This window comes from Brenneria sp. hezel4-2-4, assembly GCF_013155275.1.
Lineage (GTDB): Bacteria > Pseudomonadota > Gammaproteobacteria > Enterobacterales > Enterobacteriaceae > Brenneria.
In genome coordinates this window covers 130,790-153,134 of sequence record NZ_JABJXS010000001.1, presented here as the reverse complement: position 1 = coordinate 153,134, position 22,345 = coordinate 130,790, and the positions used below count along the sequence as shown (strand labels likewise).

Here is a 22,345-nt window from a genome sequence, read left to right as displayed (position 1 = left end):
CGGCTTTATCCTCTTGCGGCCAGGGCGGTGACTCGCTGGTAGGCCTGTCCGCTATGAATCACTTCCAACGCCTGTTGCGCGTTTTGACGCAAATTTTCTTGTCCGAACAGCTTCATTAACAGCGCGACGTTGGCGGCAACCGCCGCATCGTGCGCACGCGCTCCCTTACCTTGTAGCAGCGCGGCCAGAATGTCACGGTTTTCTTCCGGCGAACCGCCCTGCAAGGCCGATAACGGGAAGCTGTCCAGTCCGAAGTCTTGGTGCGTCAGCTCATAGGTTTCAATATCGCCGTTGTTCAGCTCGGCGACCTGGGTCGGCGCATGAATGGCGACTTCGTCCATGCCGCCGCCGTGTACCACCGCCGCGCGCCGGTATCCCAGAACCCGCAAGGTTTCGGCGATAGGGCGCACCAGTTCCGGGCGGTAAACCCCAATCAGCGCCAGCGGAGGACGCGCCGGGTTGACCAACGGCCCCAGTACGTTGAACAGGGTGCGGGTTTTCAATTGCTGGCGCACCGGCGCCGCATGGCGAAAACCGGGATGATACTGCGGCGCAAACAGAAAGCACACGCCTAAATCATCCAATGCCTGCCGGGATTGCTCGGCGGGCATATCAAGCCGGATACCAAACGCCGCCAGCAGATCGGACGATCCTGAACGGCTGGAGACGCTGCGGTTGCCATGCTTGGCGATCTTCAACCCGCAACTGGCCGCCACGAAAGCGCTGGCGGTGGAAATATTGATACTGTTGGTGCCGTCGCCGCCGGTGCCGACGATATCGGCAAACGGATAGTCGGGGCGCGGAAACGGCTGGGCATCGGCCAGCAGGGCGTTCGCCGCGCCGGCAATCTCTTGCGGATGTTCACCGCGAACTTTCATGCTGATCAGCGCCGCCGCCAACTGGCTGTTTTCAAGCTCGCCGCGGACAACGGCGCCGAAGAGCGCCTGGCTTTCCTGTTGGCTGAGCGTCTCAGCCTGATAGAGTTTTTCAAGAATGTTTTGCATGATGATGTCCTTTTTTTTACGCCAATGCCCAGTTCAGCGTCTGTTCGAGCAGCCGTGCGCCCATGGTGGTTAAAATGGATTCCGGATGAAACTGAAAGCCGCAAACGCGGTCGGCATCGTGGCGAACCGCCATCACCATATCGTTAAAATGGGCGTTGACGGTCAGCGTCGCCGGAATATTGCTGCCGACCAGCGAATGGTAGCGCGCGACCGGCAACGGATGAGGCAAGCCTTCGAACATCGCCAGGCCGTCATGATCGATAATGGAGGCTTTGCCGTGCAGAATTTCCCCGGCCTGACCTACCTGGCCGCCGTAGGCTTCCACAATGGCCTGATGCCCCAGGCAGATGCCGATAATCGGCAATTGACCGCGCAGGCGTTGCAGCAACTCAGGCATACAACCGGCGGCGGCGGGGGTTCCCGGCCCGGGCGACAGCAGCAGCACCGGCCGTTCCATTTGCTTTAAGCGCTCAATAATGGCGTCGGCCGGCAGATGGTTACGATAAATGACCACCTGATGACCGCTGGCGCGTAGTTGATCCACCAGGTTGTAGGTGAACGAGTCGATATTATCGAGCAGTAATATATCCGCCATTAGAACAACTCCTTTGCGTTGTGCGCACTGGCAATGGCCCGCAGAACGGCGCGGGCCTTATTTCGTGTTTCATCGGCTTCCGCCTGAGGATTGGAATCCAGAACGACGCCGGCGCCGGCCTGAACGGTGGCGATGCCGTCTTCAACGTAGGCTGAGCGAATGACGATGCAGGTATCCAGATCGCCGCGGGCGGTAAAGTAACCTACGGCGCCGCCATAGCTGCCGCGGCGGGTTTTCTCGCTGTCGGCAATCAGTTGCATGGCCCGGACTTTCGGCGCGCCGCTCAGCGTGCCCATATTCATACAGGCGCAATACGCGTGCAGCGCATCCAAATCTTCTCGCAGGGTGCCCACCACGCGTGAGACCAGATGCATAACAAACGAGTAGCGGTCAACCTGGGTTAAGTCAGCCACATAACGGCTGCCGGGCTGACAGATGCGCGCCAGATCGTTACGCGCCAGGTCGACCAGCATCAGGTGCTCGGCCATTTCTTTATGATCGGTGCGCATTTCCAGTTCGATACGGCTGTCAAGATCGCGATCCAATGAACCGTCCGCCCGCCGTCCGCGCGGGCGAGTGCCGGCAATCGGATAAATTTCAATCTGGCGGCTGTCGGCATCGTATTTCAGCGAGCTTTCCGGCGACGCGCCGAACAGCGTGAAGTCCTGATCCTGCATAAAAAACATATAAGGGCTGGGATTATGGTCTTTCAGCGTTTGATAGGCGGCCAGCGGCGAAGGGCAAGGCAATGAAAAGCGCCGTGACGGCACCACCTGAAAAATCTCGCCGATGCGAATCGCCTGTTGCATCTGGCTGACCACGGCGCCAAATGCCTCATCGCTCTGGTTGCAGTTGAGCGTCATACTGTCAATCGACTGATGCGGCAGCGCCGGCGCGGGTTGTTCCAGTTGCTGCTGCAACTGCGTCAGTCGTTGTTGCAGTCGTTGCCGTTCCGCGCCGTCCGGCGTAAACAGACTGGCCTGGAGAACCGTGACCTGTTGTTGATGATCGAGAATCAATAGCGTTTCAGCCAGATAGAAGCAGAAATCCGGGCAACGTTGCTGCTGGCTCAATGCGGGCAAGGCTTCAAAACCGGCGACCAGGTCATAGGCGAACAGACCGCCTAAAAACATGGCTTCGCGTTCGTCCGCAGGGCAGGCGACCAGCGTCAGAATCGTGCGCAGCGCATCAAAGACCGACAGCGAGCGTAAACGGGCGTCTTCGTCCTGCATGCTGTCGATAGGCGGAAAGGTGAGTTCCCGAGCGTTGGGACGGGCTTCTATAATCACACCGGGCGGCAGAGCGGCGTCCAGCAGCGGCAGCAACGCTGCGCCGTTGGCCGTCAGCGCCTGAATGGAAACCTGCTGACCGAGCGCGGTAATGCGTAATGCGCTGTCGATAATTAACAGGCTTTTCAGATTTCGTTTACTGTCGATTTCAGCCGATTCCAGCAGCAAGGTGGCAGGTCTGGCGCCGCAAAGCTGATGAAAAATGGCGTTAGGATCGTTTCGGTAGACGGCCTCGGTACGCAGAAGCTCCAGTTGCGGTCGTATTGTTTGCATCATTGTTACCTGTTTTATTTACTTGCCGATAAAAAAACACGCAAGTGTTTTTCAACGTCACGCAGTGACGGCCCGAAAAGGGGGGCGGACAGGAATTGTCCGCCATAAAAAAGCCCGCTGGATAAGCGGGCCTGGGAATATCTGCATGTAATGATAAAAGCTATGCGTGATTACTCCACCCGCGAAAGGGAAGAGCGCCACCAACCAAGTTTCATCGTGTTTTGCGTTGCCATTATCATTATCTCGTTTGCTGTATGCTGAACCTGCGTACTAGTAAACTAGTTCGGGCGTTGAAAGTCAACACCGGTAATAAGATTATTTTATTGGCTCGCCTAAACTTTCTGGTGCCGCGTCCGCCGCGATGGCGGGATCTTGATTACTCTTCCCGGCGCGTTAATGGCATCATAGCCAACTTAAACCATGAACACAGCCAGTGACGGGAATATTTGTGCCACAACAACCTCAACAGCCACCCTCTTTTGCGCTCTACGATCTGCATAGCCACACTACGGCCTCGGATGGGGTATTGGCGCCGGCCGCATTGGTGACCCGGGCGGTAGCGATGCGGGTTAATGTTCTGTCGATCACCGATCATGATACAACCGGCGGACTGACCGAGGCCCAGCGGACGATTAATGAGCAGGCATTGCCATTGAGATTGATTTCCGGCGTGGAAATTTCCACCCTGTGGGAAAACCATGAGATTCACATCGTGGGTTTGGGCATGGATATCCATCATCCGGCGCTGTGTGAACTGTTGCTGCGTCAGGCGCAGTCACGGCAGGCAAGGGCGGAGCAGATCGCGCTGCGTTTGGCCAAAGCGCGCATACCCGATGCGTTGGCCGGCGCGAGCCGCCTGGCGATTGGCGGCCAGATTACCCGGGGACACTTTGCCCGTTATCTGGTGGAGCAGGGCATTGCGCCGAATATTAATCAGGTGTTCAAGAAGTATCTGGCAAAAGGGAAAACCGGATATGTCCCGCCGCAGTGGTGTACAATAAAGCAAGCGATTGATGCTATTCATCAATCTGGCGGGGTGTCGGTACTGGCGCACCCCGGGCGTTATGATTTAACCGCTAAATGGTTAAAACGTTTGTTGACCGCGTTTGCGGACAACGGCGGCGACGCCATGGAGGTGGCGCAATGCCAGCAGGCGCTGGACGAGCGTACGCAACTTGCCCGTTATGCCGCTGAATTTCAGTTGCTGGGATCGCAGGGATCGGATTTCCATCAGCCTTGCGCCTGGATTGAATTGGGGCGCAAGCTATGGTTGCCTGCCGGGGTGGAGCCGGTATGGCGACATCCGGCATTGGCGGAATAATGAATGCGGTAGACGGTGGCGACACGCGTTCTTCACCTCGGCCGCTGAAGCGAAAATAACGACGTTGCACGATTACACGGGGCGTGATGAACCGCGTTCCCGTATTTTAGAAGCATGAGGTAGGGTCATGAGTCAGCTTTTTTATATTCACCCACTGAATCCGCAGCCAAGGTTGATCAATCAATCGGTGGACTTTCTGCATAAAGGCGGAGTGATTGTCTACCCGACTGATTCCGGTTATGCGCTGGGATGCATGTTGGGCGAAAAGAATGCGATGGAGCGTATCTGCCGTATCCGCGATCTGGACAATAACCATAATTTCACCCTGATGTGCCGCGATCTGTCCGAGCTGTCGACCTACGCTTACGTCGATAATGCGGCGTTTCGTCTGATCAAAAACAACACGCCGGGTAATTACACTTTTATCCTCAAGGCAACGAAAGAAGTGCCGCGCCGTTTGATGAATGAAAAACGTAAAACCATTGGGTTGCGCGTACCGTCCAATCCCATCGCGCTGTCTTTATTAGCCGCATTGGACGAGCCGCTGATGTCGACCACGCTGATGTTGCCAGGCAACGATTTTGCCGAGTCCGATCCGGAAGAGATTCAGGAAACGCTGGGAAAACATGTCGATTTGGTGATTCATGGCGGTTTTCTCGGTCAGCAGCCGACCACGGTTATCGATTTGACCGAATCCACGCCCCGCATTGCCCGTGAAGGAACCGGGGATATCACGCCTTTCCTCTAGCATCAACTTACCGATAGCCTGCACATGGCGTTGATTTGGTTGAGAAACAGACAAAAATAGCCGCCGATTGTAACAATCGGCATACAAACGGCGCGGATCTCTGTATAATCGCGCCAGCGTTTTTTATAACCAACGATCTATACATAAGTGACTGAATTTAAACAGTGATTTATGAATCCCCCCGACGCCTGTGAAGGCGACACTCAGAGGTTGCTCGATGAGCGAAAAGTTACAGAAAGTATTAGCGCGTGCCGGACATGGTTCGCGTCGTGAAATAGAAAGTATGATCCAGGCCAATCGCGTCAGCGTGGACGGCAAAATCGCCACCCTGGGCGACCGGGTCGATGTGACAAAAGCCACTAAAATCCGCATTGATGGTCATATCGTTTCCGTTAAGGAAACCGAAGAGACCGTTTGCCGCGTTCTCATCTATTATAAGCCGGAAGGCGAGCTATGTACCCGCAGCGATCCCGATGGTCGTCCGACCGTGTTCGATCGATTACCGAAAATTCAGGGTTCGCGTTGGGTAGCGGTAGGGCGTCTGGACGTGAATACCTCAGGATTGCTGCTGTTCACCACTGACGGCGAGCTGGCAAACCGTTTGATGCATCCCAGCCATGAAGTCGAACGTGAATATGCGGTGCGGGTGTTTGGTGAAATCAACGATGAGAAGATCAAACAGCTGAGTAAAGGCGTACAGCTGGAAGACGGCCCGGCCTCATTCCGCACCATCCGTTATCAGGGCGGTGAAGGACTGAACCAGTGGTATAACGTCACGCTGACCGAGGGGCGTAACCGTGAGGTGCGTCGCTTATGGGAAGCGGTCGGCGTTCAGGTCAGTCGCCTGATCCGCGTGCGTTACGGCGACATCCCGTTGCCGAAAGGCCTGCCGCGCGGCGGCTGGTCGGAAATGGCGCTGGAAAGCGTGAACTATCTGCGCGAACGGGTGCAGTTGCCGCCGGAAACCGTCACTAAGCTGCCGGTTGAGCGTGAGCGCCGGCGGGTGAAGGCCAACCAGATCCGCCGCGCGGTAAAACGCCATAGTCAGGTTGCCCCGGCGCGCCGTTCCTCGCCGAAACCGAAGCGCAACGGGTAGAGTTTCAACGTCCGACGGGCAGCGCCGCTGCCCGTCGCTTCACCAGTCAATACCTTGCTGCGCCTTGATGCCGGCTTCAAAGGCATGTTTTACCGGGCGCATTTCGGTTACGGTATCCGCCATCTCCAGTAAATCACGGTGACAACCCCGGCCGGTGATGATGACCGTCTGTCCGGCAGGGCGATCGCGCAAGGCGCTCAGCACCTCTTCCAGTTCAAGGTAGCCATAGCTGACCATATACGTCAGTTCATCAAGCACCACCAGATCCAACTGTGGATCAGCCAGCATCCGTTTGCCGTGCCGCCAAACCTTTTGCGCGGCGTCGGTGTCGGTCTGGCGATTCTGCGTTTCCCAGGTGAAGCCGGTCGCCATAACCTGAAACTCCACGCCATGTTTTTGCAATAGGTTTTTCTCGCCGTTGGGCCACTCGCCTTTAATGAACTGAATGACGCCGGCGCGTAGATCATGGCCCACGGCCCGGGTCACCGTACCGAAAGCCGCAGTGGTCTTGCCTTTGCCGTTACCGGTGAAAATCATCAGGATACCGCGTATTTCGCTGGCCGCGGCGATGCGGGCGTCGACGCGCTCTTTGATCCGTTGTTGACGCTGTTGGTGGCGTTGGTCACTCATGGGAGTTCCTCTTCGGGTTATTCGGCCGGGCCCGCTTTCCTGCCGGGTTGAGCATCAAAACTCATGCCTGTTTTGCGGCGGCTGTCGTCGCCCATCAGGTAGAGGTACAGCGGCATAATATCCTCGGGCGTTTTCAGTTTCTCCGCGTCTTCCTCGGGAAATGCCGCCGCGCGCATGGCGGTGCGCGTCCCGCCGGGATTGATGCAGTTCACTCGCAGATTTTGCTGGCGATACTCGTCCGCCAGCACCTGCATCATGCCTTCGGTGGCGAATTTTGACGCCGCATAGGCGCCCCAGTTGGCGCGGCCCTGACGTCCGACGCTGGAACTGGTGAACACCAGCGAGGCGCTGGGGGATTTCAGCAGTAGGGGCAGCAGCGCTTGGGTAAGCATAAATGTCGCATTGACGTTAACCTGCATCACATCGTGCCAGATAGCGACCGATTGTTGCGTCATCGGCGTAATTTCTCCCAGCATTCCGGCATTGTGCAGCACCCCGTCAAGATGAGGAACGCTGCCGGCCAGTTGTTCGGCTATCTGAAAAAATTGGGCCGAATCGGCGGTTAACATATCGCAGACAATAATCTGCGCTGTGGCGCCGTTTTCTTCGCGGATCTGCTGTTTTACCGCCTGAAGTTTACTTTCTGTGCGGCCCAGCAGGATAAGCCGGGCGCCGAAGCGGGCATAGGTGAGGGCGGCTTCGCGACCGATGCCGTCACCGGCGCCGGTGACCAGAATGATTCTCTGTTGCAGCAGGTCGTTTTGAGGCTGGTAGTACACGGGCAATATCCTCTTACAGACGAACCGGATACCTTCAATAAAATGCGTGAATAGGGCTATGCCAAGGTATCTGGCTGTAAAGGCATCCGAAATAGGATCAAGATGACGGTTTTATGCCTTAAATAAACGCTGTTTTCAATGAGACTGACGCCATTTCTTAGCGCGTGTGCGGTAAAAAGCAGCGGAAAATACACAAACGGCGTGAATAACATCGCCATATTGCGCGTCATCGGTTAGGTTAAGTAAGACGCTGACCACGCGGTTGGCTAGCATAATCAACATCATATTCAATACGCAGTCAATGAGGGCGGTATTTGTGGAATTACTTTCTCAGTACGGTTTATTCCTGGCTAAAGCGCTCACCATCGTCGTGGCTATTGGCGCGCTGGTGGTTTTAGTCGTCGGTATGACGCAGCGAAAACGTCAGCGAAAAGGCGAATTGCAGGTGGTTAACCTGGGGGAGCAGTATCGCGATATGCAGCGGGACATGCGGATGGCGTACATGAGCGATGCCGAACGTAAGCTGTTATCCAAACAGGAAAAAAAGAAACAAAAGGCCTCGGCCAGACAAGATAAGCAGCGCGCCAGGCGCGGTGAGGAAAAAAGCGCCAAACCCTGTCTGTATGTGCTGGATTTCAATGGCAGTATGGATGCCGGAGAAGTGAGTTCGCTGCGCGAGGAAGTTTCCGCGGTGCTGGCGGTGGCAAAACCGCAGGATGAAGTATTGCTGCGTCTGGAAAGCCCCGGCGGGGTGGTTCATGGTTACGGCCTGGCCGCGTCGCAGCTGCAAAGACTGCGTCAGGGCGGCGTTCGTCTGACGGTGGCCGTCGATAAAGTGGCCGCCAGCGGCGGGTACATGATGGCCTGCGTCGCCGATCGTATTGTCGCCGCGCCGTTTGCCATTGTGGGATCGATTGGCGTGGTCGCCCAGATCCCCAACTTCAACCGTTTGCTGAAAAACAAAGATATTGATGTTGAACTGCATACCGCGGGCGAGTTTAAACGTACCTTAACGCTGTTTGGCGAAAATACCGAACAGGGGCGCGAGAAATTTCGCGAAGACTTGAATGTCACCCACGGCCTGTTTAAACAGTTTGTGCAACAGATGCGCCCTTCGCTTGACATCGATGCGGTGGCGACCGGCGAACATTGGTTTGGCTCGCAGGCCAAAGATTTGGGGCTGGTGGATGCGATTGGCACCAGCGACGATCTGCTGATTGCCGAGATGGCCAATCACGAAGTGCTCAGCGTGCGCTATACGCGCCGTAAGCGTCTGCTGGACCGGTTGACCGGCAGTGCGGGTGAGACTCTTGAACGGCTAATGCTGCGCTGGTGGCAGCGCGGAAATAAGCCGCTGCTTTAATATCCTTCCTGTCCGATGCCCATCGCCCGCGATAACCGCGGGCGATGGCGTATTAATCAACCAGATAATATTTTTCCGACAGTACGTGAGCCAGGTGTTTGAACATGTTGAATACAGCGGTGGTTTTTAATGTGGGCAAGCCGTTGTGATCGAGAAAGTACTCCCCCTTGAACACCAGCACGCCATTTTTTTGCTCTACGTCATCCGCCGCCATACCGTGTAAATAATCATCGTGCTCCTTGATGAGGCGATTGGCTTCGGCCAGCAGGGTTTGGCGGTCGATGGGGGATTTTTCTGCGGTAAACTGCATTTCATCGGACATTTATTACTCACTCCAGAAATCAAACTTATTTTGCCGTGGTGTTTCGCGATCGACGCTTTTCGCTGTTCGACCTCGCCGCTAGGTTGGGGAGAATTGTACCGCTCAAAACGATTCCATCGCAAATGTACTAAGTTTTAGTCACTTGCCTGCCGATACTGAGTTCAGCATCGGGTGGATAAAACGGTTTTTCCATGTTAATTAGGTTGCGTGACGTCATTTATCAGGTAGAGTGTGGGATTTTGCGCGGTCAGTGGAATGAATTCTTTACGTTATGGCCGTCCACGTTTATCCGATGTTGAAATAAACACCTGGCTATTCAGACAGAATAGGAAAGGTTACGGACGGTCACTTGGCTAACAACGCTGGTCTATGATGAATAAGCGAACGACGCCGTGATCCACAATTAATCGCGTATCCGCCCTTGTTTATTGCGGCGGGTGCCCCCAAAAGATATCTGATTTTCAGAAGAATCCAGTAGGTAATAGTACATATGGGTAAAGCTCTCGTTATAGTTGAGTCCCCGGCAAAAGCCAAAACGATCAATAAGTATTTAGGCAATGACTACGTGGTGAAATCCAGCGTCGGTCACGTGCGCGATTTGCCGACCAGTGGCTCAGCCAGTAAAAAGAACGCGGACTCAACCAAAGACAAAACCAAAAAAGCAGTCAAAAAGGATGAGAAATCCGCGCTGGTGAACCGTATGGGCGTCGATCCCTATCATGGGTGGCAGGCCAATTATGAAATTTTGCCCGGTAAGGAAAAAGTCGTTTCCGAACTGAAAACGCTGGCGGAAAACGCCAACCACATCTATCTCGCAACCGACCTTGACCGCGAAGGGGAAGCCATTGCCTGGCACCTGCGGGAAATTATCGGCGGCGACGATTCGCGTTTCAGCCGCGTAGTGTTTAACGAAATCACCAAGAACGCGATCCAGCAGGCGTTTGAACATCCGGACAAGTTGAATATCGATCGCGTGAATGCCCAGCAGGCCCGCCGCTTTATGGATCGGGTCGTCGGCTACATGGTTTCGCCGTTGCTGTGGAAAAAGATTGCCCGCGGTTTATCCGCCGGGCGCGTACAGTCCGTGGCGGTGCGTTTGGTTGTCGATCGCGAGCGTGAAATTAAAGCCTTTGTTCCGGAAGAATACTGGGAACTGCATGCCGATTTGCTGGCGGGCAGCGATACCCAGTTGCAAATGCAGGTTACTCACCATAACGGCAAGCCGTTCAAGCCGGTCAATAAAGATCAGACCCAGGCCGCCGTTAGCCTGCTGGAAAAAGCCCAATATGTGGTGGCGGAGCGGGAAGACAAACCCACCAGCAGCAAGCCGGGGGCGCCGTTTATTACCTCCACGCTGCAACAGGCCGCCAGTACCCGCCTGGGCTTCGGCGTCAAGAAAACCATGATGATGGCGCAGCGGTTGTATGAAGCCGGCCACATTACCTATATGCGTACCGATTCAACCAATCTGAGTCAGGATGCGCTGACCATGGCGCGCGATTATATCGGCGCGGAATTTGGCAAGCGCTATCTGCCTGATGCGGCCAATCACTACAGCAGCAAAGAAAATTCACAGGAAGCGCATGAAGCCATTCGTCCTTCCAATGTGAAAGTGCTTGCCGATCATCTTAAAGATATGGAAGCCGATGCGCAGAAACTGTATCAACTGATCTGGCGGCAGTTTGTGGCTTGCCAGATGACGCCGGCGCAGTACGACTCCACGACGCTGATTGTTAAGGCGGTGGATTATCAACTGCGCGCCAAAGGACGCACCTTACGTTTTGACGGCTGGACCAAGGTGATGCCGGCGCTGCGTAAAAATGATGAAGATCGCACGTTGCCGACCGTGGCGGTGGGTGAACAACTTAGGCTACAGAAATTGTTGCCGGGGCAGCATTTCACCAAGCCGCCCGCTCGCTACAGCGATGCTTCGCTGGTTAAGGAATTGGAAAAACGCGGCATCGGCCGTCCTTCCACCTACGCCTCGATTATTTCGACTATTCAGGATCGCGGTTATGTGCGGGTGGAAAACCGCCGTTTCTACGCGGAAAAAATGGGCGAGATCGTCACCGATCGGCTGGAAGAGAATTTCCGTGAGCTGATGAGCTACGATTTCACCGCCCGTATGGAAAGCAGTCTGGATCAGGTGGCGAACAATCAAGCGCAGTGGAAAGCGGTGCTGGACGAGTTTTTCGCCGAGTTCAGCCAGCAGTTGGAAACCGCGGAGCAGGATCCTGAAGAGGGCGGTATGCGGCCCAACCAAATGGTGCTGACCAGCATTGATTGTCCGACCTGTGGGCGAAAAATGGGCATCCGTACCGCCAGTACCGGGGTGTTCCTCGGCTGCTCCGGTTACGCGCTGCCGCCGAAAGAGCGCTGCAAAACCACCATCAATCTGATCCCTGAAGCGGAAGTGCTTAACGTGCTGGAAGGGGATGAGGCTGAAACCAACGCGCTGCGCGCCCGTCGCCGCTGTTCAAAATGCGGCACGGCAATGGATAGCTATCTGATTGATAACCAACGCAAGCTGCACGTCTGCGGCAACAACCCGGCGTGTGACGGTTATGAGATTGAAGCCGGCGAGTTCCGTATCAAAGGCTATGACGGCCCGGTTGTCGAATGCGAAAAATGCGGTTCGGAAATGCATATGAAAATGGGCCGTTTTGGTAAATACATGGCCTGTACCAACGACACCTGCGGCAATACGCGTAAAATTCTGCGTAACGGCGAAGTGGCGCCGCCTAAGGAAGATCCGGTTCCCTTACCGGAACTTCCGTGTGAGAAGTCCGATGCCTATTTCGTGTTGCGAGATGGGGCGGCCGGCGTCTTTCTGGCGGCCAATACGTTCCCCAAATCCCGTGAGACGCGCGCGCCGTTGGTCGAAGAACTGCATCGGTTTAAGGATCGCCTGCCGGAGAAATTACGCTATCTGGCTGATGCGCCGCTGGTTGATAAAGACGGCAACAAAACCATGGTGCGTTTTAGCCGTAAGACCAAACAGCAGTATGTTTCGTCAGAAAAAGACGGCAAGGCGACCGGATGGTCAGCGTTCTATGTTGACGGCAAGTGGGTGGAAGGCAAGAAATAACGCCGTCTTGACCTGCGTTCCAGACCGTTGACAAAGCCCGTTATTAGGGAGAGCGTGGCGAGGGGCCGTAGCGGTGTAAGCCGCCGGAGCGCCCCTCGGTACGGTAGGCCCGGGTATCTCGGGCTTACCGACGACTTTGTCAGCAACCTCTAACGCTGTCTTGACCAGCGTTCATTCCGTACTGAGCCAGCCTTGTTAGGCTGGCTTTTTTTGATCGGGATAGAGGGATAGCGATTTATTGCGGAACACCATCCGATGGTGGTTATATAAAACCTATTTTTATGATTAAATGGCATTAATTGATGAAAATATGCACCGGACTGTCAGGGTGCGGAAGTCTATTTTAAAACAACGGAACATCGTCGGGATTTTGGGTGTCGTGCGCATTATTCAATTAAGAATGGGATAAATTATGAAACTGCAACAGCTTCGTTATATTGTTGAAGTTGTTAATCACAACCTGAATGTTTCTTCTACCGCGGAAGGGTTGTATACCTCTCAACCAGGGATCAGTAAACAGGTCAGAATGTTGGAGGATGAACTGGGCATTCAGATTTTTGCCCGTAGCGGCAAGCATCTGACGCAGGTGACGCCCGCGGGGCAGGAAGTCATCCGTATCGCGCGGGAAGTGTTGTCGAAAGTTGATGCCATCAAAGCCGTCGCCGGGGAGCATACTTACCCGGATAAAGGCTCGCTATACGTCGCCACTACGCATACGCAGGCTCGCTACGCCTTACCCAGCGTGATTAAAGGCTTTATTGAACGTTATCCCCGGGTCTCGCTGCATATGCATCAGGGGTCGCCGACGCAGATAGCCGAAGCGGTAGCCAAAGGGTCGGCCGATTTCGCCATCGCCACCGAAGCGTTACACCTGTACGACGATTTGATTATGCTGCCGTGCTATCACTGGAATCGCGCCGTTGTGGTCAAGCCCGATCATCCGCTGGCCGCGAAAACGGATATCACCATTGAAGAGCTGGCCGCTTATCCGATAGTGACCTATACCTTTGGCTTTACCGGGCGCTCGGAACTGGATACGGCGTTTAATCGCGCCGGTCTGACGCCGCGCATCGTGTTTACCGCAACCGATGCGGACGTGATTAAAACCTATGTTCGGCTGGGGTTGGGCGTCGGGGTGATAGCCAATATGGCTGTAGATCCGCAGATCGAAACCGATTTGGTGACGATCAACGCAAACAGTATTTTCAGCTACAGCACCACTAAAATCGGCTTTCGGCGCAGTACCTTCCTGAGAAGTTATATGTACGATTTCATTCAGCGGTTTGCGCCGCATCTGACGCGTGACGTGGTGGATACCGCCGTGGCTCTGCGTTCGAATGACGAAATTGAAGCCATGTTTAAAGACATTGCGCTGCCGGTAAAATAGTCGGCTTATTCCGGCGTTCAATACTCGCTTCCTGAGTCGTTGAACGCCCGGATAACAAGGCGTTGATTTATGCGTATACCTTTTCTTTGTATTCGCAGAGATCTTCAATCAGGCAGGAGCCGCAGCGGGGCTTACGGGCAATACAGGTGTATCGTCCGTGCAGGATCAGCCAGTGGTGGCAATCCACCTTAAATTCAGCCGGCACCACCTTCAGCAGCTTTTCTTCAACCTGTTCAACGTTTTTGCCTGGCGCAAAGCCCGTGCGATTACAGACGCGGAAAATATGCGTATCCACGGCAATGGTCGGCCAGCCAAAAGCAGTGTTGAGCACGACGTTGGCGGTTTTTCGCCCCACGCCGGGCAGGGCTTCCAGCGCCGCACGATCTTCCGGCACCTGACTTTGATGCTGTTCTATCAGTATGCGGCAGGTTTTGATCACATTCTCCGCTTTGCTGTTAAACAGGCCGATGGTCTTGATGTACGCCTTGATGCCATCGACGCCCAGGGCGAGCATCGCCTCGGGCGTGTTGGCCACCGGATAAAGTTTCGCCGTCGCCTTGTTGACGCTGACATCGGTTGCCTGCGCGGAAAGAAGAACCGCAATCAGCAATTCAAACGGCGTGGTGAACTTCAGTTCGGTCGTGGGATGCGGATCAACGGCGCGCAACCGGCTTAAAATCTCAATCCTTTTTTGTTTATTCATACTGTTTCCCTGGCGATGCCGGCTGAAGTGGATTTTACTTCCGCGGCGGCTTTCGCTTTGCGCTGTTTCATTTTTTCATCAATCAGATATTTTGCCGCCAGCATCAGTCCCAGTCCGATAAAGGCGCCGGGAGGCAGCATGGCGAGCAGGAACGGCGAGTCGAGATGGATCACCTCAATACGCAGCGCTCTGGCCCAGTCGCCCAACAGCAAATCCGCGCCGTCGAACAGGGTGCCGTTGCCGATGATTTCTCGCAGGGCGCCGAGTACCAACAGGGCGCTGGTCGCGCCCAGCCCCATAGCCAGACCATCCACCGCAGACAGCCCCACCGGATTTTTAGAGGCGAAGGCCTCCGCGCGGCCGATCACGATACAGTTAGTGGCGATCAGCGGAATAAAAATACCCAGGGACTGGTATAACCCGTAAGTATAAGCATTGATCAGCATTTGAACGGTACTGACCACGGCGGCGATAAGCATCACGTAAATGGGGATACGGATTTCCGCCGGCGCCCAGCGCCGCAGCGCGGAAACGGCAACGTTGGTGAGGATCAGCACCAGCGTGGTCGCCAGCCCTAATCCCAGGGCGTTGGTCGCGGTGGAGGAAACCGCCAGCAGGGGGCACAGCCCAAGCAGTTGCACCAGCGCCGAGTTGTTTTTCCATAATCCCTGGATCAGCAGATGTTTGGCTTCACTCATTGACTCTCTCCACAAGTGGGCAGGGAATTAAGCTGGGGCGGCAGCGTTTTCAGATAGAGTACGCTGCGTTTTACGCTATTGAGTACGGCGCGCGGCGTAATGGTGGCGCCGGTAAACTGATCGAACATGCCGCCTTCTTTTTTGACCGCCCAGCGCGCGTCATTGCCGTCTTGTACGGTTTGGCCGCTCAGGCGGGTAATCCAGTCTGAAATACGCACGTCGATTTTATCACCAAGCCCCGGTGTTTCATGATGTTCGGTGACACGCGTGCCCAGCACATTACCGCTGAAGTCCGCGCCAATCAGTAGAGAGATCGCCCCGGAATAGCCATCCGGCGCGGTGCTTTCCAGCGCCGCCGCCACCGGCTCGCCGTCTTTGCGGGCAATAAATACCCGGTGCGGCGTAGACGAACCAAGCGATGAATCGGTGACAAGGTAACATTCTTGCTGCATATCATTATTATAGTGGTCGGCGGGAACAACCTGATCCAACAGCCTTTTTTGCTGTAACGCCGTCTGCTGCGCAATGGTCGGCGCCGTCAGGCTGTTGACCACGGCGGTAAGCGCGGTGGTGCTTGCGGCGAAAAGCGCCAGCGTCACCGCGTGGCGACGCATCGTGGAAAACATGATCACTCCTTAGCGATGGTGGCCGTAAGCGCGAGGCTTGGTGTAATAATCAATCAGCGGCACGGTAATATTTGCCAGCAAGACCGCAAAGGCAATCCCGTCAGGATAACCGCCATAGGTTCTGATTAGCCAGACCAACAGACCGATCAGCGCGCCGAAAATCAGACGGCCTTTGTTGGTGGTGGAGGCGGTGACCGGATCGGTGGCGATAAAAAATGCTCCCAGCATGGTGGCGCCTGAGAGTAAATGCAGCAGCGGCGGCGCGCATTTTCCCGGCGCCAGCAGCCAGCCCAACGTCGCACACAAGGTCAAGGCCAGCAGAAAGCTGACGGGAATATGCCAGCGAATCGTTCCCCGTTGCAGCAGGAACAGGCCGCCAATCAGGAAACCGATATTCACCCACTGCCAGCCAACGCCGGCAAGCGCGCCGGAAAATAATGGCTGTTGCAGGATCTGTTGCGGCGGCTGGCCTGAGCGTAACGCCGTTTTAAACGTATCCAGCGGCGTCGCCTGACTGACGCCGTCAACCGTTTGCATCAGCTGTTGCACCGACTGGCCTGACGGCGTATGGCCGGTAAAAATGGTCAGCAGCGTATCGTAAAAACCGATGGGGAAACTCTGAAGCGGCACGGGAGGCAGCCAGCTTGTCATCTGCACCGGAAACGAAATCAACAACACCACATAGCCAATCATCGCCGGGTTGAACGGATTTTGACCCAGCCCGCCATAGAGTTGCTTGGCAATCACAATGGCAAAGGCGGTTCCCATGACCACCATCCACCAGGGCGCCAGCGGCGGCAGACTGATGCCGAGCAGAATGGCGGTGAGCAAAGCGGAATTGTCGACCAGCGTGGCGCGAACAGGGAATTTTCTAAGTGACAATGTCACTGATTCCGCGGCGAGAGCAGTAACCGCCGCCAGCAATACCTGAATCAGGTTGCCATAGCCAAAGAAATAATACTGAGCCAACATGCCAGGAATACAGGCAATGCTCACCAGCAACATAATACGCTGAGTGCGCTGCTGATTATGTGTAAATGGTGAACTCGCAATCTTAAAAGCCATTTATTCCTCTTGATGCTTCGATAAAGCTTGTGCGGCCTTGCGGGCTTTCACCCGGGCAATGGCCGCGGCGACGGCGGCTTTACGCGGGTCAACCGCCGCGTCGGGTTCGGCGTCGGCGATGTGCGGCGCAGGGGGCGGTGGAGTTTCACCGTTGGTCTCGGCCTGCTGCGCAGCCTTGCGGGCTTTCACCCGGGCAATGGCGTCGGCGACGGCGGCTTTGCGCGGATCAACCGCCGCGTCGGATTCGGCGGTGTGCGGCGCAGGAGGCGGTGGAGCTTCACCGTTCGTCTCGGCCTGCTGCGCAGCCTTGCGGGCTTTCACCCGGGCGATAGCCGCGGCGACGGCGGCTTTGCGCGGATCAACCGCCGCGTCGGGTTCGGCGTCGGCGATGTGCGGCGCAGGGGGCGGTGGAGTTTCACCGTTGGTCTCGGCCTGCTGCGCAGCCTTGCGGGCTTTCACCCGGGCAATGGCCGCGGCGACGGCGGCTTTGCGCGGATCAACCGCCGCGTCGGATTCGGCGGTGTGCGGCGCAGGGGGCGGTGGAGCTTCACCGTTCGTCTCGGCCTGCTGCGCAGCCTTGCGGGCTTTCACCCGGGCGATAGCCGCGGCGACGGCGGCTTTGCGCGGATCAACCGCCGCGTCGGATTCGGCGGTGTGCGGCGCAGGGGGCGGTGGAGTTTCACCGTTCGCTTCGGCCTGCTGCGCAGCCTTGCGGGCCTTCACCCGGGCGATAGCCTCGGCGACGGCGGCTTTACGCGGATCAACCGTGGCGGCCGCGGGCGTTTCAGCGGATGGCGTTTGCTGGGCGCGCGCCTGCGCCTTACGTGCGGCGCGGGCGGCCATCACCGCGCTGTTGTCCGGTTGTTGCCCCGGCACGATCTCAATTACCGCTTGCGCGGCAGCGGATTTCGCCGTTGCTTGCTTGTTGCGAACGCGTTCCAGCGCTGCCTGTACGGTTTGCTTGTCGCTGCTTGTCACGCCGGCGGCGGCTTGTTTATGCCGCTGCTCCCGCGCCAGTTTTTCACGTTCGAGACGCGCCTGTTTGGCTTCAAAACGCGCTTTGGCCTGCGCCGCGCGCCGTGTCTCTTCATCTACCGCCCGGATTTCCGCCTTTTCCTGCCGGTAATACTGCACCAGCGGAATGTTGCTGGGGCATACGTAGGCGCAGGCGCCGCATTCGATGCAGTCAAACAGATGATGATCGCGCGCTTTTTCATGTTCCTGCCCGCGGCTGAACCAATACAACTGCTGCGGCAATAATCCGGCGGGGCAGGCGTCGGCGCATTGACTGCAACGGATACAGGATTGCTCTTCGGCGGCAGGCGCTATCTCTGAATGTGACGGGGCAAGAATACAGTTACTGATTTTGACGATAGGAACATCCAGCGAGGGCAGCGTGAAGCCCATCAACGGCCCCCCCATCACCACCATGGGTTGTTGATTAACCTCGAACCCGGCGTGTTGCAGTAAATGGCGAACCGGAGTACCTAATCTGGCCCAGACGTTTCCCGGTTGACGCAATGCCTCGCCGGTCAGCGTTACCACCCGTTCGGTCAGGGGTTCGCCGTCGATAATGGCGCGCTTGATTGCGAAGGCGGTGCCGACATTTTGCATCAGTACGCCAATGGCGGCGGAATGTTTGCCAAAGGGCACTTCTTTGCCGGTCAAAATCTTGGTGAGCTGTTTGGCGCCGCCGGAAGGATATTTGGTCGGAATAACGCGTAAATGGATATCGGTACGCGCGTTCAAGGCCTGTCGTAGCGCCGCAATGGCTTCCGGTTTATTATCCTCGATGCCGATCAGCATACGCTGCGGCTGCAACAGATGAGCCAGAATATCGATGCCTTGTACAATTTCATCCGCGTGTTCCTGCATCAATCGATCATCGGCGGTGATATAGGGTTCACACTCGGCGGCATTGATAATCAGCGTTTCAATCCCGCGCATGCCGCCCTGTAATTTAGCGGCGGTAGGAAAGCCCGCGCCGCCTAACCCGGCAATCCCCGCCTGATGCAAACGGCTGAGCAGGGTCGCTACGGGTTGGGTGCGATAATCGCTGAGGGGATGGCGTTCACACCAGCGATCCTCGCCGTCGGGGGTGATGATCACACTGAGTTCAGGCAAGGCGGAAGGGTGCGCCGTCATATGTTGGCGAATGGCGCTGACGGTGCCGGAGGTCGGGGCATGGACGGGTAACGTCCGGCCTTTACCCAGCGTCAGCGGTTGACCGCGCAGGAGCTTATCGCCGATTTTTATGCACAGTTCGCCTTCCGGCCCGAGATGTTGTTTAAGCGGAATGATAAATTGTTCCGGCAGCGGTACGGCGCGTAATGGAACCCGACTGGACTGCGTTTTCATTTCCGGCGGATGAATGCCGCCGTTAAAATCCCAAATCCGGTCTTCTATTGTAACGAGCTTCCTGCCCGTTTCCCTGCGGGCCGTCGCACGCTCCAGGCGATTTTTTAAGGTGGAAAACAGCTTAAGCATGGTGTTCTACTTGAATAACGCGCACCGGAATCGTATTGAGATCCCATTTCCAGTTTGCGGGCGTCGGGGCGACGGGCCGCAATTCAATACAGTCAGTGGGGCAAGGGGAGACGCACAGGTCGCAGCCGGTGCATAACTCACTGACGACGGTGTGTACGGCTTTGGTGCTGCCGATAATGGCGTCTACCGGGCAGGCCTGAATGCATTTCGTGCAGCCGATACAGTTGCTTTCATCAATCCAGGCCACTTTGCGCTCTGGATTCCGCGCCGCGCTGTCCCCATCGAGCGGCTGCGGATCGATATTCAGCTTCTCGGCCAGCTTGAGCATCATCGCTTCGCCGCCGGGCACGCACTTGTTGATGCTTTCGCCATTCAGGGAAACCGCTTCGGCATAGGGCCGGCAGCCGGGGTAGCCGCACTGGCCGCACTGGCTTTGCGGCAGCATGGCTTCAACCTGTTCAACGACCGGATCGCTCTCCACCTGGAAACGGCGCGAGGCATAGCCCAGGATCAATCCGAAAAAGAGTGCCAGCGAGCTGAGAGCCGCAATGGCGATCCAGATAGCCGTCATCAGAACTTCACCAGACCGGTAAAGCCCATGAAAGCCAGCGACATCAGGCCGGCGGTAATGAGGGCGATCGATGAGCCGCGGAAAGGCGCGGGAACGTCAGACACGGCGAGACGTTCGCGAATGGCGGCAAACAGCACCATAACAACAGAAAAACCGGCCGCCCCGCCAAACCCGTAGATCGTTGACTGAAGAAAGCCATGCGACATGTTGACATTGAGCAATACAACCCCCAGCACGGCGCAGTTGGTGGTGATCAGCGGCAGAAAAATCCCCAGCAGGCGATAAAGCTCCGGACTGGTTTTACGCACCACCAGCTCGGAAAACTGAACGACCACCGCCAATACCAGAATTAACGCCATCGTCCGCAAGTAAACGATATTGAGTGGAACCAGGATAAATTCGTTGATTATCCATGAGAACATGGAGCCGAGCGTCATCACGAATGTCGTGGCCAGGCCCATGCCGATGGCCGTCTCCAATCGCTTGGAAACGCCCATAAACGGACACAGCCCCAGGAATTTCACTAAAACGAAATTATTCACCAGAAGGGCGCTAACAAACAGCAGTGCGTATTCGGTCATTACTATGCCTAAAAAACAAAACCCGCGTATTATCGGGTATTGTCAGGCTTTCGACAACACATCTAAAGTAGGGATATAGGCGAAAACCTGAATAGGTGTCGATATCGTAGCCAGGATGAAAGAAACGCAAAGGTTAGCAGATGGCGATAATAAAGGGTATGGGCCGGCGTTCGCCGGCCTATGCCAATAATGCTATTTGCGCCTTAGCGGCTACAAAGCTTGTAGTACACTTCGTTCCAGCGCAGCGCATCCTTGAAATCAGCAAGTCGGGTATCGTTGTCGATCACCAGTAACTCAATGTTCTGCATTTCAGCGTACAGCCGCATATAATCCACGTCCAGCGCCTGACTGAATACCGTGTGATGCGCGCCTCCGGCTAACATCCAGGCTTCGGCCGCCACCTCCAGCGACGGCCGGGCTTGCCAGATGGCGCGGGCGACGGGCAGTTTGGGCAAGGGACGGGGCTGTTCGATGGTATCCACCATGTTGACCAGCATTCTGAAGCGATCGCCCATATCGATAACGCTGGCATTCAGGGCGAGTCCGGCCGGGGCGGAGAAAATCAGACGGGCGGGGTCCGCTTTGCCGCCAATCCCCAGATGCTGCGCGTCCAGAACGGGTTGCTGTTCTTTGGCGATGCTGGGACAGACTTCCAGCATATGTGAACCGACCACCAGATTATTTCCGTGCTGGAAATTGTAGGTGTAGTCCTCCATAAACGAGGTGCCGCCCGGCAATCCGCCGGCCATCACTTTCATGATGCGCAGCAGGGCGGCGGTCTTCCAGTCGCCTTCGCCGGCAAAACCGTAGCCGCGTTGCATCAGACGCTGTACCGCCAGCCCAGGCAACTGCTTCAGTCCGTATAGGTTTTCAAAATCGGTGGTGAAGGCCTTATAGCCGCCTTGCTCCAGAAAACGCCGCATACCCAGCTCGATTTGTGCGGCGTCCAGCAGGTTTTGGCGATTGGGGCCGTGCAACTTTACGGCGTCGGTCAACTGATAGCTGGCTTCATACTCTTCCACCAGCGCATCAATATCCGCTTTGGAAACGGCATCGACCACCTCGGTTAAATCACCCAGCCCCCAGGCGCTGACGGAATAGCCGAACTGGATCTGTGCGCCGACCTTATCGCCTTCCGTCACCGCCACTTCACGCATATTGTCGCCAAAGCGCGCCAGTTTCAGCTGTTTGCTTTCCTGAATGGCGGCGGCCACCCGCATCCATTTGGCGATGCGCCGGTGCGCGTTTTTATCCTGCCAATGACCGACCACAACCTGATGCGCCTGACGCATCCGGGCGCCGATAAACCCAAATTCCCGCCCGCCGTGCGCGGTCTGGTTTAGGTTCATAAAATCCATATCCATGGTGTCCCACGGAATTTCGGCGTTGAACTGCGTATGAAATTGCAGCAGCGGCTTGTTGAGAATCGTCAGTCCGCCGATCCACATTTTGGCGGGCGAGAAGGTGTGCAGCCAGGCGATCAGGCCGATGCAGGTTGGCTGGTAGTTGGCGTCGCGGCACAGCGCGATGATTTCATCCGGTGTTTTCACCAGCGGTTTAAGCACCAGTTTTACCGGCAGACGGGCTTCCTGATTCAGACCGGCAACCACTTTTTCCGCATTTTCTTTTACCTGACGTAAGGTTTCCGGCCCATAAAGATGCTGGCTGCCAATAACGAACCAGACTTCATGTTGCTTAAAATGATCCATGCTGACTCCT

The 22,345-nt window shown here is 56.1% G+C and carries 18 protein-coding genes, 1 pseudogene and 1 other annotated feature; of the genes and pseudogenes, 6 read left to right on the top strand and 13 right to left on the bottom strand.

Annotated features, from left to right (window positions below; genetic code table 11):
- Positions 1-5: 5 nt before the first annotated feature.
- Both trpD and HOY33_RS00635 read right to left on the bottom strand, forming a co-directional pair.
- Positions 6-1,599: pseudogene (gene trpD, locus HOY33_RS20550) on the bottom strand (bifunctional anthranilate synthase glutamate amidotransferase component TrpG/anthranilate phosphoribosyltransferase TrpD).
- Positions 1,599-3,161 carry an anthranilate synthase component 1 gene (locus HOY33_RS00635; protein ID WP_172287688.1) on the bottom strand — a complete coding sequence of 521 codons (1,563 nt, stop codon included), beginning with the start codon at positions 3,159-3,161 and terminating at the stop codon, positions 1,599-1,601. The pseudogene trpD and the gene HOY33_RS00635 overlap by 1 nt, the downstream one beginning before the upstream one ends.
- 104 nt (positions 3,162-3,265) lie before the next feature.
- Positions 3,266-3,370: a sequence feature (Trp leader region), on the bottom strand.
- A 239-nt stretch (positions 3,371-3,609) separates the two neighbouring features.
- On the opposite strand from HOY33_RS00635, the gene HOY33_RS00630 reads away from it, so the two are divergent.
- The 3 genes from HOY33_RS00630 to rluB all read left to right on the top strand — a co-directional run bounded on the left by HOY33_RS00630 (position 3,610) and on the right by rluB (position 6,326).
- Positions 3,610-4,482, top strand: coding sequence for a PHP domain-containing protein (locus HOY33_RS00630; protein WP_172287686.1), 873 nt, complete (start codon positions 3,610-3,612; stop codon positions 4,480-4,482).
- A 127-nt stretch (positions 4,483-4,609) separates the two neighbouring features.
- Entirely contained in the window at positions 4,610-5,230 is a 621-nt protein-coding gene (locus tag HOY33_RS00625; protein WP_172287684.1) for an L-threonylcarbamoyladenylate synthase, read from the top strand.
- Between the two features lie 217 nt (positions 5,231-5,447).
- Positions 5,448-6,326, top strand: coding sequence for a 23S rRNA pseudouridine(2605) synthase RluB (gene rluB, locus HOY33_RS00620; RefSeq protein ID WP_172287683.1), 879 nt, complete (start codon positions 5,448-5,450; stop codon positions 6,324-6,326).
- 39 nt (positions 6,327-6,365) lie between these two features.
- Here the strand turns inward: rluB and cobO are convergent, their stop codons facing one another.
- Both cobO and HOY33_RS00610 read right to left on the bottom strand, forming a co-directional pair.
- Positions 6,366-6,956 carry a cob(I)yrinic acid a,c-diamide adenosyltransferase gene (cobO, locus tag HOY33_RS00615; RefSeq protein WP_172287681.1) on the bottom strand — a complete coding sequence of 197 codons (591 nt, stop codon included), beginning with the start codon at positions 6,954-6,956 and terminating at the stop codon, positions 6,366-6,368.
- Between the two features lie 17 nt (positions 6,957-6,973).
- Positions 6,974-7,735 (bottom strand): YciK family oxidoreductase, encoded by a 762-nt coding sequence (locus tag HOY33_RS00610; protein WP_172287680.1) that lies wholly within the window; start codon positions 7,733-7,735, stop codon positions 6,974-6,976.
- Positions 7,736-8,051: 316 nt separating this feature from the next.
- On the opposite strand from HOY33_RS00610, the gene sohB reads away from it, so the two are divergent.
- Positions 8,052-9,098 carry a protease SohB gene (gene sohB / locus HOY33_RS00605; RefSeq protein WP_172287678.1) on the top strand — a complete coding sequence of 349 codons (1,047 nt, stop codon included), beginning with the start codon at positions 8,052-8,054 and terminating at the stop codon, positions 9,096-9,098.
- Between the two features lie 52 nt (positions 9,099-9,150).
- Here the strand turns inward: sohB and HOY33_RS00600 are convergent, their stop codons facing one another.
- Complete coding sequence (locus HOY33_RS00600; RefSeq protein ID WP_172287677.1) at positions 9,151-9,420, bottom strand: YciN family protein; 270 nt, start codon at positions 9,418-9,420, stop codon at positions 9,151-9,153.
- Between the two features lie 490 nt (positions 9,421-9,910).
- On the opposite strand from HOY33_RS00600, the gene topA reads away from it, so the two are divergent.
- Together topA and cysB are read left to right on the top strand one after the other, a co-directional pair.
- Entirely contained in the window at positions 9,911-12,508 is a 2,598-nt protein-coding gene (gene topA / locus HOY33_RS00595; RefSeq protein ID WP_172287675.1) for a type I DNA topoisomerase, read from the top strand.
- Positions 12,509-12,920: 412 nt separating this feature from the next.
- Positions 12,921-13,895 (top strand): HTH-type transcriptional regulator CysB, encoded by a 975-nt coding sequence (gene cysB, locus HOY33_RS00590; protein WP_172287673.1) that lies wholly within the window; start codon positions 12,921-12,923, stop codon positions 13,893-13,895.
- A 67-nt stretch (positions 13,896-13,962) separates the two neighbouring features.
- On the opposite strand, the gene nth is transcribed toward cysB, so the two are convergent.
- The 8 genes from nth to araA form a co-directional block, all read right to left on the bottom strand.
- The gene (gene nth / locus HOY33_RS00585; RefSeq protein ID WP_172287672.1) at positions 13,963-14,598 is read right to left on the bottom strand and encodes an endonuclease III; all 636 of its coding nucleotides are present in this window, start codon (positions 14,596-14,598) and stop codon (positions 13,963-13,965) included.
- Entirely contained in the window at positions 14,595-15,296 is a 702-nt protein-coding gene (locus HOY33_RS00580; RefSeq protein WP_172287670.1) for an electron transport complex subunit E, read from the bottom strand. Before HOY33_RS00580 ends, nth begins: the two co-directional genes overlap by 4 nt.
- A complete protein-coding gene (gene rsxG, locus HOY33_RS00575; RefSeq protein ID WP_172287669.1) occupies positions 15,293-15,922 on the bottom strand; it encodes an electron transport complex subunit RsxG in 630 nt (209 codons plus the stop codon). The genes HOY33_RS00580 and rsxG overlap by 4 nt, the downstream gene beginning before the upstream one ends.
- Positions 15,923-15,931: 9 nt before the next feature.
- Positions 15,932-16,987: an electron transport complex subunit RsxD gene (rsxD, locus tag HOY33_RS00570; RefSeq protein WP_172287667.1), complete on the bottom strand. Its 1,056-nt coding sequence runs from the start codon at positions 16,985-16,987 to the stop codon at positions 15,932-15,934.
- Positions 16,988-19,474, bottom strand: coding sequence for an electron transport complex subunit RsxC (gene rsxC, locus HOY33_RS00565; protein WP_172287666.1), 2,487 nt, complete (start codon positions 19,472-19,474; stop codon positions 16,988-16,990).
- Positions 19,467-20,045 carry an electron transport complex subunit RsxB gene (rsxB, locus tag HOY33_RS00560; RefSeq protein WP_172287664.1) on the bottom strand — a complete coding sequence of 193 codons (579 nt, stop codon included), beginning with the start codon at positions 20,043-20,045 and terminating at the stop codon, positions 19,467-19,469. Before rsxB ends, rsxC begins: the two co-directional genes overlap by 8 nt.
- Positions 20,045-20,626, bottom strand: coding sequence for an electron transport complex subunit RsxA (rsxA, locus tag HOY33_RS00555; protein WP_172287663.1), 582 nt, complete (start codon positions 20,624-20,626; stop codon positions 20,045-20,047). Before rsxA ends, rsxB begins: the two co-directional genes overlap by 1 nt.
- Before the next feature lie 203 nt (positions 20,627-20,829).
- Entirely contained in the window at positions 20,830-22,335 is a 1,506-nt protein-coding gene (gene araA / locus HOY33_RS00550) for an L-arabinose isomerase (protein ID WP_172287661.1), read from the bottom strand.
- Positions 22,336-22,345 lie beyond the last annotated feature (10 nt).